This window comes from Flavobacterium sp. 90, from assembly GCF_004339525.1.
GTDB lineage: Bacteria > Bacteroidota > Bacteroidia > Flavobacteriales > Flavobacteriaceae > Flavobacterium.
In genome coordinates, this window is sequence record NZ_SMGE01000001.1 from 6,237,085 (window position 1) to 6,254,154 (window position 17,070).

At 31.8% G+C, this 17,070-nt stretch carries 17 protein-coding genes; 1 reads left to right on the forward strand and 16 read right to left on the reverse strand.

The annotated features are described in order from the left end of the window. Positions 1-121: 121 nt before the first annotated feature. From C8C83_RS25400 to C8C83_RS25475, 16 genes are all read right to left on the reverse strand, one after another. Entirely contained in the window at positions 122-658 is a 537-nt protein-coding gene (locus tag C8C83_RS25400; protein WP_121331310.1) for a hypothetical protein, read from the reverse strand. Further along, entirely contained in the window at positions 645-1,334 is a 690-nt protein-coding gene (prfH, locus tag C8C83_RS25405) for a peptide chain release factor H (protein ID WP_121331311.1), read from the reverse strand. Before prfH ends, C8C83_RS25400 begins: the two co-directional genes overlap by 14 nt. Before the next feature lie 11 nt (positions 1,335-1,345). After that, the gene (locus tag C8C83_RS25410) at positions 1,346-2,737 is read right to left on the reverse strand and encodes an RtcB family protein (RefSeq protein WP_121331312.1); all 1,392 of its coding nucleotides are present in this window, start codon (positions 2,735-2,737) and stop codon (positions 1,346-1,348) included. Between the two features lie 3 nt (positions 2,738-2,740). Further along, positions 2,741-3,487, reverse strand: a complete 747-nt coding sequence (locus C8C83_RS25415) for a hypothetical protein (RefSeq protein WP_132011955.1) — start codon at positions 3,485-3,487, stop codon at positions 2,741-2,743. Between the two features lie 757 nt (positions 3,488-4,244). Then, positions 4,245-4,961, reverse strand: a complete 717-nt coding sequence (locus C8C83_RS25420; protein WP_099711827.1) for a response regulator transcription factor — start codon at positions 4,959-4,961, stop codon at positions 4,245-4,247. Positions 4,962-4,964: 3 nt separating this feature from the next. After that, entirely contained in the window at positions 4,965-6,551 is a 1,587-nt protein-coding gene (locus C8C83_RS25425) for a HAMP domain-containing sensor histidine kinase (protein WP_121331314.1), read from the reverse strand. Between the two features lie 59 nt (positions 6,552-6,610). Next, positions 6,611-7,207 carry a dephospho-CoA kinase gene (gene coaE / locus C8C83_RS25430; RefSeq protein WP_121331315.1) on the reverse strand — a complete coding sequence of 199 codons (597 nt, stop codon included), beginning with the start codon at positions 7,205-7,207 and terminating at the stop codon, positions 6,611-6,613. Position 7,208: 1 nt separating this feature from the next. Further along, positions 7,209-8,207: a glycosyltransferase gene (locus C8C83_RS25435; protein ID WP_121331316.1), complete on the reverse strand. Its 999-nt coding sequence runs from the start codon at positions 8,205-8,207 to the stop codon at positions 7,209-7,211. 126 nt (positions 8,208-8,333) lie between these two features. After that, complete coding sequence (gene fabV, locus C8C83_RS25440) at positions 8,334-9,524, reverse strand: enoyl-ACP reductase FabV (protein WP_099711823.1); 1,191 nt, start codon at positions 9,522-9,524, stop codon at positions 8,334-8,336. Positions 9,525-9,631: 107 nt separating this feature from the next. Continuing rightward, a complete protein-coding gene (recN, locus tag C8C83_RS25445; protein WP_121331317.1) occupies positions 9,632-11,284 on the reverse strand; it encodes a DNA repair protein RecN in 1,653 nt (550 codons plus the stop codon). A gap of 50 nt (positions 11,285-11,334) precedes the next feature. Further along, complete coding sequence (locus tag C8C83_RS25450; RefSeq protein ID WP_121331318.1) at positions 11,335-12,219, reverse strand: DUF4835 family protein; 885 nt, start codon at positions 12,217-12,219, stop codon at positions 11,335-11,337. A 68-nt stretch (positions 12,220-12,287) separates the two neighbouring features. Further along, complete coding sequence (coaBC, locus tag C8C83_RS25455; RefSeq protein ID WP_121331319.1) at positions 12,288-13,502, reverse strand: bifunctional phosphopantothenoylcysteine decarboxylase/phosphopantothenate--cysteine ligase CoaBC; 1,215 nt, start codon at positions 13,500-13,502, stop codon at positions 12,288-12,290. 18 nt (positions 13,503-13,520) lie between these two features. After that, entirely contained in the window at positions 13,521-13,838 is a 318-nt protein-coding gene (locus C8C83_RS25460; RefSeq protein WP_007807938.1) for a DNA-directed RNA polymerase subunit omega, read from the reverse strand. A 4-nt stretch (positions 13,839-13,842) separates the two neighbouring features. Continuing rightward, entirely contained in the window at positions 13,843-14,643 is an 801-nt protein-coding gene (gene bamD / locus C8C83_RS25465) for an outer membrane protein assembly factor BamD (protein WP_121331320.1), read from the reverse strand. A gap of 137 nt (positions 14,644-14,780) precedes the next feature. Continuing rightward, positions 14,781-15,662, reverse strand: coding sequence for a 4-hydroxy-tetrahydrodipicolinate synthase (gene dapA / locus C8C83_RS25470; RefSeq protein ID WP_099711818.1), 882 nt, complete (start codon positions 15,660-15,662; stop codon positions 14,781-14,783). A 15-nt stretch (positions 15,663-15,677) separates the two neighbouring features. Then, entirely contained in the window at positions 15,678-16,190 is a 513-nt protein-coding gene (locus tag C8C83_RS25475; RefSeq protein ID WP_121331321.1) for a hypothetical protein, read from the reverse strand. Between the two features lie 47 nt (positions 16,191-16,237). Here C8C83_RS25475 and C8C83_RS25480 point away from each other — a divergent pair, with 47 nt between their 5' ends. Further along, entirely contained in the window at positions 16,238-17,017 is a 780-nt protein-coding gene (locus C8C83_RS25480) for a 5'-nucleotidase (RefSeq protein WP_121331322.1), read from the forward strand. The last annotated feature ends 53 nt before the right edge of the window (positions 17,018-17,070 follow it).

Consider the following 17,070-nt stretch of genomic DNA (forward strand, 5'->3'; position numbering starts at 1 on the left):
TTGCCCTCAGATATATTACACTATTACATTTTTAATTTGCGGAAATTTGCGGCAAAAAGAAAATAAAAAAAAACGATGCAACTCAAATAGAATTGCATCGTTTTTGTCTTTAAATCAAAATTTATTTAGATTTCTTTTTTGAATCTTTTTTTGATTTCTTTGACTTCTTTTTATTTTCAACTAAATCAATTTTTCCTTTAATTCTCTTCTCTACATCAGTAATATCAGAATCAAAAGCAAATTGCAAAAAGTGAAGTTTAGCATTTTTTATTTCCTTCAATGCATTTTTAAACTCATGCTGCGCTTCATAAAGTATTGCTTTCTTGACATAAATTTCAGATTTATTAATTCCTTTTACAGTCAAAGCAAAATCAATTAGTTTTTGAGCTTCTTCATAATCTTCGTTCAAAATCAAAGTTTGCAAATAATGAGGATAAACTTCAAGAGCATGAATATTAATTGCCAAAGCTTCCTGAAAATACTGCTTCGCCTCTTCATAATTCCATAATTGCTCTGCCTGAATTCTTCCGTACAAACACAAAACCATTGTGTTTTTGGCATCATATGAAAAAGCATAATCTAAAGATTCAATAGTTTCTTCAAGCGAATACGGATAATTATCCAGAGCTTGAAAAAGGTATTTATCAATTGTTTTCATTTCGTAAATCGGTTTTTAATTTCTGACGAGTTCCTTTGTAACTTTTCTCTACTTTATTCTTTTTGAAATCAGTTCCAGTAAAAACTCTAACAGGATTTCCACGCTGAATATTCAGTTGATTTTCCCATTGTTTTCCAACATGATTTTTAAGTTGTTGCAAAGTTTCGTCTTCTAGTTTTTTTAATAATCTTTCTGTTGCCAATTTTTTGTTTTGATGTTGTGATCGACTGTCCATCGACACAACGGCAATTCCTGTTGGAATATGAGTCGCTCGAATAGCCGAACTCACTTTATTAACGTGTTGTCCACCAGCACCGGAACTTCGCATCGCTTGGTATTGAATATCATTTTCTGAAATCGACGCATTCTTTTGCGATTCAATCTCAAAAATGCCAATAAACCAATTTTTACGTTTGTGCATTTTCCTAAACTGACTCTGACCAATCCATTGAATCGTTCCTATCCATGAATTTGCAAATGTTTCAGCATTTTTTCCTTTTATAGATATTGTTGCCGTTTCAATAGTTCCGTTTTCTTCACCAACTTCTCTTTGAAGCAAAATAGTTTCTAACTGTTGTTCTTGTGCTTCGTCCAAAACTTTTTTAAGCACTTGGGCAACAACCCAAGTGCATTCTGCAGGTCCACGACCCGCTGTTATCTGAATTATTTTTTCCATTTTTTATTTTCTTATCGGTCCATTCTAACGATTTTCGGAGTAAAAGTTCCCAGAACTTCCACCAAATCAGTTTGATTTCCCATTACTTTTGTAATGTCTTTGTACGCCATTGGTGCTTCATCAATGTTTCCACCAATCAAGGTTACATCATTCGCTTTCAGCACTTTTTTAATTTCACTTTGAGTAAAATTAGCTTTGCATTTAGCTCTCGAAAATAAACGTCCCGCACCGTGAGAAGCTGAATTTAAACTCTCAACATTTCCCTTACCTTTTACAATATAACCTGGCGCTGTCATCGATCCGGGAATAATCCCCAATTGGCCTTCTGCAGCTGGAGTTGCACCTTTTCTATGCACAATACATTCTTGTCCGTTTACCATTTCTTTCCAGGCAAAATTGTGATGATTTTCAATCGTAACCACTACTCTTTTTCCTACAGCTTTAGCAATTCTTCTATGAATATCGTCGTGACAGGCCTTTGCATATTCTCCAGCTAAATTCATAGCGAGCCAATATTCCTGACCATCATGTGTGTTCAAATCCAACCAAGCCAAATGCTGAACATTTTTTGGTAGCGGACATTGCTTAGTTGCCAAATACGTATAATGTTTCGCAATGTTTGCACCTAAACCGCGAGAACCGCTATGTGATAAAATGGCAAAATATTCTCCAACTCCAAGTTTCCATTCATTCTCTGGATTGTCAATTTTTGCAATTCCAAATTCCACAAAATGATTTCCTCCGCCAGAACTCCCTAATTGCTTATAAGCTTTTGGTAAAAGATTCTTTAGTAAAGGAATATCCTGAAATTCGCTTTTGTAAAAAACTTCATGATCTGCTTTTGTAGCGTGTGTTTCATTCATTCCAAATTTGGTATTATCTTTCAAAATTGCCTCTAATTGATGTTCTTTTCCTTTGAAATAGGAAGCTGGTAAATCAAAAATTGACAAACTCATTCGGCAACCAATATCAACACCAACTCCATACGGAATAACTGCATTATCAGTTGCTAAAACTCCGCCAATTGGCAATCCATAACCTGAATGCGCGTCTGGCATTAATGCTCCCGCAACTGAAATTGGTAATTTTAAAGAATCATATAACTGAAACTTAGCTTGCTGATCAATTTCATTTTCACCAAAAATGGTAAAAGGAGCTCTGGTTGTCTTCAATTGATGCATTCTTACATGAACAGGATTTATCAAACCTTCGGCTACTTTTCCCCATGTTCCATGTCCATCAAATTTTTCGGGATGAAGTAATACTTCTTTTGCTTCTGTTAGAATGGATTCTTTTTTCTCTCTTTTTCTATATCTGTTTATTTGCCCTAAGGCTATGTTTATTGAATTATTTTTTGGAAAGCCTAACTTAATCAAGTCTTTTCCGGATAATTTATTTCCCATGATTTATATCGTTTCGTCTACATATAGTTGATACAACACGTGCAGACTTTTATTTTTAATTGGGTTAATCTCTCGTGGATTTTCATTTTGATAATAGCGCCAACGATAAGAAAACCCATCTACTAATTTGTTTATTTTGTATCGTAAATTAAGATTCGTAACATAATTATCAAGAAGCTGAATTTCACTTTCTAAATCTGCATCAACCATTTTAGTATGCGTTATCATGTACGGTTTAACGCGAAATACATAACGCCAAGGTTCATTAAATACATAATGAATTTTGTAGCGTTTACAATTAGAACACCATCGTTCCCTTTTGTAAAAATGCATTTTCTCTTTATCAGTTAATGTTAGTTTTGGACTTCTCCATTCTGATTCAGAAAATTCCTTTACTGTTTGAAGCTTCTCGACATACACATGCTTTCTTTTCCTCTTTTTCTTTTTCTTAAAAGATTTTTCAGAAGAATGTTCCCATGTATTTATCTTCTCAAGCAATGTTTTATAAAACAATGCTTCATTTGATCTTACTATATCTTCCCTGAGTACAAAACTGCGTTCCCAACCTTTTTGATAAGGCGTTGCTAAAGGAACCAATGGCAAATTTTGTCGTTTTTTCCAGAGTTCAACTTCAAGTTTTCTTGACTGAATTAATTGTTTTTCAAAATCTTCTTTTACTAATCTTTTCTTTGTTCTTTTATTTTTAAAGCGAGAGCACAAAGCATACTCTTCTGCTGTATAATTTTCCATAAAAAAATTATAGTGCATTAAATTAATAGCCAAAACAGGCCATAACATTTTATCCGTTAGGATAAATTATAAAATCGATTATTCGGGAAAATTTGAAGTGTCTAGAATAAAAAAAGCCCGAAACTAAATGTCTTCGGGCTTTTTTATATATCTAAAAATGAATTTCTAAGATTGAAATAAGCCACGAAGAAGCGCTGCACCAAATTCGTTTGGCGTGAAGCTTTGAGATGTCAATGTAAGTACAAACATTTTTCTTCGTTTTTAAAGGGTTATTAATTTTTTCGTCTGCAAATATTCAGAATACTTTTTTGATTTTCCAAATTTATTTTAAAGAAAATTCATCTAAAAAATAATTACTATATCTTTTAACTCTCGAAAAAACATATTATCTATTTGAAAACTAAAGCCCTAGCCCTGATAGAAGCGGTATCCTTTTTAGGGCTTTTTTTGCCCGAAAAAGATATAGCGGATAGCAGGAAATAGCTCCAAGTTATATGAAAAGCTAATATTTTCAAATTAAAAGTTTAATTTTTTAAATTCTAAAATCCAATTTTTTCGAGGCGTTTGTCATTTCGACAGAGGAGAAATCACACGAGCAACTCCGTTCCTAAAAGTTACCAATATTTGAGATATTACTAGTGTGATTTCTCCTCTGTCGAAATGACAAGATTTCGTATAAATGCAATTAAAAAATATAAGCACAAAAAAAGCTCTGATTTCTCAGAGCTTTAATATTTTTTGTTTGGTCTTTTTCTTGTTATTCTGTTACTTTGCTTTTAACAACTAATCTGAATCCTTCTCCGTGAATGTTAAGAATTTCAACATCTTCGTCAGCTTTTAGGTACTTTCTAAGTTTAGCAATGTAAACGTCCATACTTCTTGAAGTAAAGTAGTTGTCATCTCTCCAGATTTTTGTTAATGCTAATTCTCTTGGCATTAAATCATTTTCGTGAAGAATCAACATTTTAAGTAATTCATTCTCTTTTGGAGATAATTTTATTGGTTCTTCGTTTTCGAATGTTAAGAATCTAAGTTTAGAATTTAGGTGAAATTTACCAATATTAAACTCAAATTGAACTTGTTCTGCTTTCGTATCAGCAGATTTTCTTTGAATGATTGCTTTGATTTTCATCAATAAAACTTCTGAATCAAAAGGTTTATTCAAGTAATCATCAGCTCCTGCTTTATATCCTTTTAAGACATCTTCTTTCATAGATTTTGCCGTTAAAAAGATAATTGGCACTTCGCTATTTTTCTCTCTAATTTCTTTGGCTAAAGTATAACCATCTTTATAAGGCATCATTACGTCAAGAATACATAAATCATATACATCTTTCTTGAATTTCTCGAAACCTTCCATACCGTTTTTAGCTAAAGTAACTTCAAAGTCATTTAACATTAGATAATCTTTAAGAACTGCCCCAAAATTAAGGTCATCTTCTACTAAAAGTATTCTTTTGTTATTATTTTCCATATTTTAATTTATTAATGGTATTTTTATTATAAAGGTGCTACCTTTTCCTTTTTCGCTTTCAACATACACTTGTCCATTATGATCTTCTACTATTCTTTTTACATAAGCAAGTCCTAAACCGTGTCCTTTTACATTATGTAAATCTCCTGTATGTTCTCTATAAAACTTTTCAAAAACTCGTTTTTGAGCTATCTTACTCATACCAAGACCATTATCTTTTACTTTTATCAGAATCATGTCTTTAACATTTTCTGTAAAAATTTCAATTTCAGGAGCATCCGGTGAATATTTTATCGCGTTTTCTAAAATATTTACCAATACGTTTGTAAAATGCACTTCATTAATCAAACACGTTGTTCTTGCCGCATTAAAGTGTTTTACAACTGTACCTTGTCTGTCTTCCAAAATTAAGTTTACGTGCTCAATTGCATCATCAATAATATCATGAATTACAGTTGGTTCTTTTGTTATATCAAGTTCTCTTTTTTCTAATTTAGAGATACGAAGAACGTTTTCAACCTGAGCATGCATTCTTTTATTTTCGTCCCGAATCATTTGAAGATAGCGATAAACTTTCTCTTTATCTTCAATAATCTTAGGGTTTCTGATTGCGTCCAGTGCTAAATTTATTGTTGCAATTGGAGTTTTAAACTCGTGCGTCATATTATTAATAAAATCAGTTTTGATTTCAGAAATATGTTTTTGACGCAACAATTGATTCAATGCACTTGTATAAGCAACTATTATAATCAATGTAAATATTATCGATAATATAGTGATACTCAACAATTCAGAAAGTAAAAATTTCTTTTTATGAGGAAACGTTATATACAATTCATATCTACTGCTTCCTTCATTGTCCGTGAATATCGGTACATGATAACTTGCATCTTTATCATAATGAAATCCATCTGACTTTATTTTTGTCGACAAACCACTATTAAGAACTCCGAATTCAAATTTGGTTTTTACACCATATTCTTCTAATTCTTTCTTTAGAAGGTTCTGCAATTTAATCTTAGAAATTCTTTCGTCAATTGGTAATGCATCTGCAAAATCCTTTATCGAAATTTCCATTTGAACTTTATTCAAAAGATCTAAACTACCTGATTTTTCTACTCTTAAATCAGGAATTAAACTTTGTCCTAAAGTACTATTGTCAATATTGTTGTTATTATTATAAACTTCAGTTACTCTTTTTGAACTAAAATTTTTAAATCTTTCGCTGCTAAACTTTTTATTGAAAAGTGAACCACTTATATCATAATCTTCGGATGTAAGTGTGTTAGAATAAACGATCGTTTTATTTGTCTTGGTATTTCTTTGTACATATAATACTTCAAGTAAATCCTCTTTCTTTGGAATTTTACCAGTACTATCTTTTAAACGATTCCATTTATCATAAAAACTATACTCTTCTTGCTGCTCAAGTTTATCAGCAACATTACCTATTACTTGGGTAACGTGGTATTTAAATTGTTCGTCATTATTTTTGAACGAAGAATTGAACCAATATACTTGAACCAGAATAATCCCTATTAAGGACAAACTCATCAGTAAAACAAGTATTCTAAAAAATAATTTATTCATCGAAACAAAATTAATATTTTAACAATATACTAAATAATACATTAACCAAATATTAACATTTAAGACTGATTTTGTTTTATATTTAAAATTTTAAGAATTTTAACAACTTCTTCTCTAGCAATTTTAAGATTACTGTTATTAATTACAAAATTGCTTAAGGAAATTCGTTTTTCATCATTCCACTGCATTTTTATCCTGCTTAAAACTTGTTCACGTGTGGTATTATCTCGCTTTAGAACTCTTTCAATTCTAATTTCTTCCGGGGCAGTAACTGTTACAATAACATCGCAATCTTTATAACGACCACTTTCAAACAAAATTGCGGCTTCATACACCACATATTGATATTTTTTATGTTCTGATAACCAAATTTCAAAATCCCTCTTTACAGCCGGATGCACAATTGCATTTAATTTTGCTAACTGATCGGCATTATTAAAAACAATTTCAGCCAGTTTTGCTCTGTTTAAAACGTCATTTTCAAAAAGTGCTCCTCCAAATGTTGCCTTTATTTCGTTGACAATACTTTGAGATTGCATTACTTTTTTAGCTTCATCATCAGCAATGTAAACCGGAACTCCCATTGTTGCAAAATAGTTTGCAATAGTTGTTTTACCACTTCCTATTCCGCCTGTTAAGCCAATAACTTTTGTCATACTATATCTTAAAAAACATACGAGGAAAGGCCTCTTGCGGTTTTTTCTTTAGAAGGATAATTTTTATGAATGATTCTAAAAATCCCGTTCCATAACCATAAAATTGTTTCCAAACTGCAATTACAGAAAGATATCCAATTTTAATGCTTTTATTTTGAATACTTGCTATAAGAAAAACCATACCGAAATATACAAAATATAATTGTAATAATATATCAAAATTGAAAATTAATAGTAAAAAAGCTAATAATAATCCGAGGATAAAAAACGTCGGAAAAAAGAACGTTAATTTATTATGTTCCGGATACCAACTATTAAGAATCGGTCTTGCAATTCCGAATTTATGCACTTGTATTGAGAATTTTTCCCAGTCAATTCTTCGTTTATGATAAACGTAAGCTTCTGAAAACAATCTGGTTTCAAATCCTAAATTCCATAATCGAATTGATAAATCCGGATCTTCTCCCGGATGAATATTTCCAAACCCCTTTGAAGCCTCAAAAGCCTTTTTTGAAATTCCCATATTGAAACTTCTTGGCTGAAACTTATTAATTTTTTCAGAACCACCACGAATTCCTCCAGTTGTCAAGAAAGATGTCATTGCAAAATTAATTGCTTTCTGAATACTCGAAAAGCTATCTAACGCTCTGTCCGGGCCTCCAAAACAATCAACATATTCCTGATCCAGGGCTTTTCTAACTTCTGTTAAATAGTTAGGCGGAATAATACAATCTGAGTCAAAAATAATAAAGTAATCTCCTCTTGCCTTTTGCATCCCGAAGTTTCTGGAATCTCCAGGTCCTGAATTTTCCTTAAAGTAATATGAAATATTCAATTTTCCCTGATATGTCATCACGACGTCTTTACATGGAATTGACGATCCATCTTCGACTAGAACAATTTCAAAAGCTTCATTATAATCAGATTTTGAGAGACTTTCTAAAAGTTCATCTACTTCATCTGGACGATTATACACGGGTATAATTAAAGAAAAAATCATAATGGGATGTGCGTATTAAAGTGGGAATATTTTAAAATTAAAAATTTTAACAAAGATATGTTATATTCATAAAAAAACCATTCGCTGTGACGAATGGTTTTCATTTATAAGAGTTTTTTTTTCTATTTATTTGATACTTTCAATATTTACAACTTCATTTGCTTCTGCTGCATAATCAACTCCTGCAAATTCAAATCCAAAAAGATTCAGGAAATCGTTTCTATATCCTGCTAAATCACCAATAGCCGGTAATGTTTCAGTTGTAGCTTCTAACCAAAGTTTAGCCACTTTTTCCTGAACATCATCACGCATTTCCCAGTCGTCAATTCTGATTCTGCCTTTTTCATCAACAGGAACTTCTGATCCATTGTACAATCTATCTTGGAACAAACGCTGAATCTGCTCAATACAACCTTCGTGAATTCCTTCTTCTTTCATGATTTTATATAAAAGAGAAATATACAAAGGAATAACAGGAATCGCAGAACTTGCTTGTGTAACCAATGCTTTGTTTACAGAAACATAAGCTTTTCCTCCTATTGATTCTAAACTATCTGTGATAGAAAATGCTGTAGCTTCTAAATGATCTTTTGCCTGACCAATTGTACCTTTACGGTAAACCGCTTCTGTCAATGATGGCCCGATATAAGAATAAGCAACTGTTGTAGCTCCGTCTGCCAATAAATTTTCAGCTTTTAAAGCATCAATCCACATTGCCCAGTCTTCACCTCCCATTACAGCAACTGTATTTTCAATATCTTCTTCGTTTGCCGGAGCAATTGAAACTTCAGAAACTTTTCCGGTATGAAAATCTACTGTTTTATTTGTAAAAGTTTGTCCGATTGGTTTTAAAACTGAACGGTGCAAAACTCCTGTTACAGGATGTTGACGCACTGGAGAAGCTAAACTGTAAATTACAAGATCAACTTGTCCTAAATCTGCTTTAATTAAATCTAAAGTTTCTCTTTTTATTTCGTTTGAAAAAGCATCTCCATTAATACTTTTTGCATATAGACCTGCTTTGTGAGCTTCTGTTTCAAAAGCTGCAGAATTATACCATCCTGGTGAAGCTGTTTTTCCTTCAACTGGTGGTTTTTCAAAGAAAACTCCAATTGTTGCAGCATCAGATCCAAAAGCACTTGTGATTCTTGAAGCTAAACCAAATCCAGTAGAAGCTCCGATAACTAACACTTTCTTTGCTCCAGCAATTGGACCTTTTGATTTTATATATTCTATTTGATTTTTAACATTTTGCTCGGCTCCTTTTGGGTGAGATGTCAAGCAAATAAATCCTCTCATTCTAGGTTCTATAATCATTTTTTTCCTTTTTATTCGTAATTAAGTCATTCTCTCTTTATCAAAGAAGAACTAACCTATTAACGTTTGTTTAATTAGCTTTAAGATGACAAATATAAATTATTTCTTTAGTTCAACAAGGCTTTAGCATGATTTAAAGCCGAATCCGAAACAACTGCTCCTGATAACATTTGAGCAATTTCTACAACTCTTTCGTCCTGAGACAAAAGTCTCAACTCTGATTGTGTATCGTCGTCAACTGTAGATTTCGAAACTTTAAAATGTGAATCTCCTTTTGCTGCTATTTGAGGTAAATGCGTAATGGCGAAGATTTGCATTTTTGCGCTCATTTCCTTCATTATCTCTCCCATTCGAATAGCAATTTCTCCGGAAACTCCTGTATCAATTTCGTCAAAGATTAAGGTTGGTAACTTTGAATATTGTGCCAAAATCGCTTTGACAGCCAACATTATACGAGACATTTCTCCTCCTGAAGCTACTTTTTTCAATAAACCAAAATCAGTTCCTTTATTTGCAGAAAACAAAAATTGCAACTCTTCTTTTCCATTATTGAAATAGGTTTCAGATGGCAATAATTCCATATTAAAACGGACATTTGGCATTCCTAAAGTTTCTAATATCGAAACTAATTGATTCGATAAAACCGGAATTGCTTTTATTCTTTCCTCATGAATTGTCGCAGAAAAAGCATCTAATTCTGAAGTTTTTTGTTCTATTGATTTTGATAAAATTGCTATTTCGTCTTCAATATTATCCAATTCCAGTACTTTATTTTCCAAGCCTGCCTGAATTTGTAATAATTCTTCTACAGTTTTAACCTGATGTTTTTTCTGTAAATTATAAATCAACTGCAATTTTTGACCTACTAATTCTAATTGCGCCGGATCATTTAACAATTTTTCTGATGCATTTTGCAATTCTTTCGAAACATCGTCAACCTCAATTGCTACACTTGTAATTCTTTCGAATAAACTTTGATATTCCGGCGAAAATGTCGTGATTTTTTGCAAGGAAGCTTTAATTTCATTTAGATTATGAAAAACGCCAAATTGCTCTTCATTGGCAATTACCAATGATTTATCAATTGATTCTTTAATAATTTCAACATTATTCAGTTTCTCATAATCAGCTTCTAATTCTTCTTGCTCGCCTGATTTTAATTTTGCAACAACCAATTCATTCAATAAAAAAGTATTGTATTCCAATTCTTTTCCTGAATCGCTTTGTTTTTTTAATAAAGCATTCAGTTTAGTTTTATCTGATTTATACTCTTTCAGTAATTTTTGATACGATAATATTGTTTCTCCATTATTTGCAATTGCATCAATAATTTTAAACTGAACACTTTCGTCTGATAATTCCTGTGTTTGCTGTTGCGAATGTATATCAATCAAAAACAAACTTAAATCTTGCAATTCCTGAAGATTTACCGGACTATCATTTATAAATGCACGAGATTTTCCCGAAGGCAAAATTTCGCGTCTAATTATAGTTTCGTCTTCGTAATCAAGATCGTTGCTTTCGAAAAATTCTTTTAGATTGTATTTAGAAATTTCAAAATGTGCTTCAATTACACATTTTTCTTCTTTGTTTTTTAATGACGTAAGATCAGCTCTTTTTCCTAAAACAAGTCCAATTGCACCTAATATAATTGATTTCCCCGCACCTGTTTCACCTGTAATTATAGAAAAACCTTTTGAAAAATCAATAGCTAGTTTTTCAATTAGAGCATAATTTTTAATTGACAGCGAAGTAATCATAGAGAAAATTTGTAAAAATAAAAGTTAATGATGGGTGTGAAATTAAATAATTAAAATTTAATTTGCGACCATTTTGTAGAATTCAATGGTGAGACTTTATTCAAAACGTCTGTTAAATCTGTAACAGGAATACTTGGGCCTCCTGAAAATATGGAAACGATTTCATCTGATTTTGCATCAAAAAATACTCTCGTCAAAAAAGCATTGGGTTTTACAGTGCTAAATCGACCAATAATAAGAAGCGCATCTTTTATTTTTTCTTTTGATGCTTTCAAATCCTGACTCATCAAATCTAAACCTGTATGATAAGCATACATCACCTGACGCAAATCACTATACATTGGCGAAATCATATCGTTTATTAAATAGTAACGATTTTGAATTCCATCAGATTGACTCCATCCTTTAGATCCTCCTTGTTGGGCAACATTTGCAATATTTTGAGCAGTTTCCAGATATTGATTTCCGGCTCCCATTTGAAAAGTATCCGCATCCATTCCAAGAATCAAATAACTATAAAAAGAAACAACAGAAACTAAATTCGAATCAAATGTTGTTGGATTAAACAACAATGGCTCATACTCTGTATATCTGAAATTAAAATCTTTATCGTTATAATTTAAAACAGGAGAAGAATAGGTAGAATTGAAAATCAACCGAGATGATTGTACCTGGATAGTTCCTGAAAACTGATCTGAACTATTAGAAGACAATGTAATATACATTGAACAATTGATACGTTCGTTTTGTTTCAGAACTGATCCTGTCCAATCTGTTTTATTCACAAATTCAGCCAAAGAAGTCTGAAGTGTTTTAAAAACCTGCTGATTGGGATTTGGTAATCTTTCTGTGTTAATAGTAACAGTACAATTTAGCTGTTGTGCCTGCGTAAAGCCAAAAATAAAGAAAACTAAAAATGTAACTATTTTATTCATACGAAAGTTAATTTGGGTTCTACTACAAAAGTAATACTATTCTTGCTTTTAATTCGTATTTTAACTCTTTATGATTTCACAAAATGCGAAACAACTTTGTTTAAAATATCAACAGCTACAAATTCTTTTGATTTCAATTCCATTGGTTCAATTTTAAAATCTTTATCAATAAAGGTAACTTTATTGGTTTCTTTTTTAAAACCGGCTCCTTCATCTTGTAAGGAATTTAAAACAATCAAATCTAAGTTTTTTTTCTGAATTTTCAACTTAGCATTCTCAATTTCATTTTCGGTCTCTAAAGCAAAACCTATTAAGAATTGATTCTTTTTGATTGCACCCAATGATGCCAAGATATCTTTTGTCTTTTCTAATTCGATTGTAAAATCATCAGCTGCTTTTTTAATCTTTTGCAAAGCCACAACTTTAGGTTTGTAATCTGCAACGGCTGCTGCCGCAATTGCCACATCAACATCATTAAAATGTAAATGGCAAGCATCATACATATCTTGCGCCGAAACTACATTGATAACTTCAACCAGCTTATTTTTTGCCTTAAAATGCGTTGGTCCTGCTACTAAAATTACCTGCGCTCCTAAATTAGCTGCTTCATTTGCAATATCAAACCCCATTTTTCCCGAAGAATGATTTCCTATAAAACGTACAGGATCTATCGCTTCGTATGTTGGTCCGGCAGTAATTAGTATTTTTTTTCCTTTAAGAGGTAATTTACTTTCTAAATCGGCTTCAAGAAAAGCAACGATATTCTCTGGTTCTGCCATTCGGCCTTCTCCTGATAAACCACTTGCTAATTCTCCGTTTTCAGCAGGAATCATTACATTCCCGAATTGCTTTAAAGCAGCAAAACTGGATAAAGTAGACGGGTGTTTATACATATCCAAATCCATTGCCGGAGCAAAGTAAACGGGGCATTTTGCCGATAAATAAGTTGCTATTAAAAGATTATCACAGTTTCCGGTCGTCATTTTCGACAATGTGTTAGCTGTTGCCGGAGCAATTAACATTAAATCAGCCCAAAGTGCCAAATCAACATGATTATTCCAGACAACATCTTCATCGTCCTGATTAAAGAAACTTGAATGTACAGGATTTTTTGATAACGTAGATAACGTAAGTGGGGTTACAAAATCCTTAGAAGCAGGTGTCATTATCACTTGGACATGTGCACCTGCTTTTATAAAAAGTCGTACTAATGAAGCTGTTTTATAGGCTGCGATTCCACCGGAAACTCCTAGTAAAATCTTTTTCCCGTTTAAAACTGACATTTATACTATATTATTTTATTATTTGTTTGAACCTCTGTGGTAAGTTTTACCATCTAACCATTCTTGTACTGCTAAAGCGTGTGGTTTAGGTAATTTTTCGTAAAATTTAGAAACTTCAATTTGCTCTTTATTTTCAAAAACTTCTTCAAGACTGTCATTGTAAGTAGCAAACTCTTCTAATTTTTCAGTTAATTCTTTTTTAATTTCAGAATTAATTTGATTTGCTCTTTTAGCCATAATGGTAATTGCTTCATACACATTTCCTGTTGGCTCTTCAATAACTGTTTTATTGTAAGTTATTGTATTTACAGGAGCATTCGTCTTTTTTAAATCCATGACTTTATTTTATTTTAGTAAATTTTTGTAAATCAGTATCAACTCTAGCATTCATTTCGTCTGCTTTCACTTTGTATTTTGTAGCGCTGTTGAACTTTATTAAGTTATTGTAAGCTGCTTTTGCAACATTTAAACGTTCTTCCATTTTTGAAGGAACACTATTTATTGCCAATTTGTATGCTGAATCATATTTATAGAACAACGCATCTTCTTTGAATGGTGTTCCCGGAAAATCAGCGATAAAATTATCAAATGCAATCAATGCTGATTTATAATCAGAAATCGTATTGTATCCTTTAGCATTTTCGTATGCTTTTTTCTCTAGTTTACCGCTCAAAATTTTAACAGCTTCATTTGCCTGAGCAATATATTCAGAGTTTGGATAGTTATCAATAAACGCTTGTAATTTCTCCAGAGCTTTTACTGTATCTGTTTGATCCAAACTATAAACAGGAGCTAATTTTGAATAGCTAAAAGCACCAAGAAAAGCTGCTTCCTGAACTTTCTCACTACGCGGATATCCTGAAACAAAGCTTTCGAACTGGTAACCAGCCAAATAATATTGCTTTGACTTATAATAAGACTGAGAAAACATATAAAATAATTTCTCTGCCTGAGGTTTACCTCTATATGTAGGCGCTAATTGCTCAAAAAGACGGATCGCTTTTGAATATTTTCCTGCATCATACATCTTTGTTGCTACATCAAACTTCGCCGCAACATCTTCATTTTTCAATGCTTTTTGGTAATCACTACAAGAACAAAAAAGGACAACAACAATTAATAGAGATACTATTTTTTTCATTTTCTTACTTTTATTATGATTTCTTAGACAATTATGCCAAAGCAAAATCACACCGAAGTTCCGGTGGCAAATTTAGTTATTAATTTAGCTACTACAAAATATTTTTTTGGTATAATAAAATACCGGTAATCTTACTGTTATTTAATGCTATTTTTAACAAATTCATTCAATCTGTTTGCCAGAGATTCGTCTACAGTTACTAATGGTAAACGCACAACATTCTCAGCAATATCAAGGGCTTGAAAGATTTGTTTGATTCCGGCAGGATTTCCCTGTTCAAAAATCATATCAATACAATCTGATAAAAAGTATTGTGTTTTAAATGCTTCATTTACTTTTCTGTTCAGTCCTAAACGGATCATTTCTGAAAATTCTTTCGGAAAACCTTGTCCAATTACAGAAATTACTCCTGCTCCACCAGCCAAAACAATTGGCAATGCAATCATATCATCTCCTGAAATTACAAGAAAATCTTTTGGTGCATTTTTTATCAATTGCATAGCCTGAGCCAAATCTCCTGCAGCTTCTTTTATTGCCACAATATTAGTAAATTCTTTTGCCAAACGCACTACTGTTGCCGGTAACATATTACTTGATGTTCTTCCAGGAACATTATATAAAATCACCGGAATTGGTGATGCTTCTGCAATTGCTTTAAAATGCTGATAAATTCCTTCTTGCGTTGGCTTATTATAATAAGGAGAAACAGAAAGAATGGCATCAAAAGCTGAAAAATCTCCAGTTTTTAATTCTTCTACAATTTGCATTGTATTATTTCCTCCAACTCCAAGAACTAAAGGCAATCTTCCTTTATTGACATCGATTACTGTTTTTATAACCAATTCTTTTTCGGATTGTGTTAAGGTAGCATTTTCTGCTGTTGTCCCCATAACTACAAGATATTCAACTCCTCCATCGATCGAAAAATTAACGATACGTTGTAAAGCTTCGATATCTACTGAAAAGTCTTTTTTAAATGGGGTCACAAGCGCAACACCAGTTCCTATTAATGATTGCATATTCTACTTTATGTTTTATTTTATACTCTTTAAATACTTAAACAATTCTGTTACGAAAAGTTTATAATCCTCTATAGCAGTATTCATCATCCAGCGGTTTAAACTTTTATCAACTGATGAAAATCCTACTTTAAATTTAGCTTTTGATTTACTGGTTATCATCATCAAAATCACTTTTTCGATATTATAATAACTAATCAAAAGATCAAATTCTGTATCTGTAAACTCATTCAGAAAATCTTCTGTAATCTCTGCGTTCCATTTGATATGTTTTTTACCAAAAGTAGGCTTCGAATACGTTTCTTTCTGCTTAAATTTATCTCTGTACGCAACAACTTTTATACTCTCAGGCGATATTCCTTGTTGTATTAATTCGTTTATTAACTCTTGCGAATGACTAAAATCACTCTCATCAATCAATAAACCAATTGTTTGTATATTGCTTGTAAAGACTTCGTTTTTGACATTATTCAGGTTATTTTTTAATGATTTTTTTACAAAAAATTCCTTTATATAATTTAAAAACATAGTACTTTTACCAGATTACAAAATTAATTATTTAAGTCGCATTTAAGATGGTAAAACTAAAAAAGTATAACGGAGTTTTAAAACTTTTTGTTATATTCTTAACACTTTTTTTTATATTTTCCTGTAGTCAGAAAAATTATAATTTAACGAAGATAGAAGGAAAACAGCTTCCAATTACAGAAAAGGGTGCAGAAACTCCTGAAATTGAAAAATTTATAAAGCCATATCGCGATCATATCAACAAAGACCTGGACAGCGTACTTGCTTATTGTCCTGAAACTCTCGATAAAAGTACGGGAAAATGGCAAACAAGTATCGGAAGTTTATTAGCTGATGTTTGTGTAGAACGTGGAAATCTTGTTTTTAAAGCCCGCGAGAAAAAGACCATTGATCTATGTTTATTAAATCATGGTGGAATTCGTGCTATTTTACCTAAAGGTAATGTTACGACAAGAACTGCTTTTGAAATTATGCCTTTTGAAAACAATCTGGTTGTTGTAGCTTTAAAAGGACAACAAATTCTGGATATAGCTGCTTACATTATTAAGGAGAAAAAACCTCAACCATTATCAGGAATGACTTTTACGATTGCAAAAGATAATACTGCAAAAAACATTTTGATTCAGGGAAAACCTCTTGATCTTAATACTGTTTATTATGTTGCAACAAATGATTATCTGGCAAATGGTGGTGACAGCATGACTTTCTTTGCTAAAGGTGTTCAGAAATTTGATTTGAATTATAAATTGAGAGACGTATTGATTGATTATTTTAAAGAAGTTGATACAATTCCGATATCAAAAAATATCAGAATTACAGAAGAATAAAAAGAGTTAGCCACGAATTTCACGAATTTACACGAATTCCAATTGTAAAAATT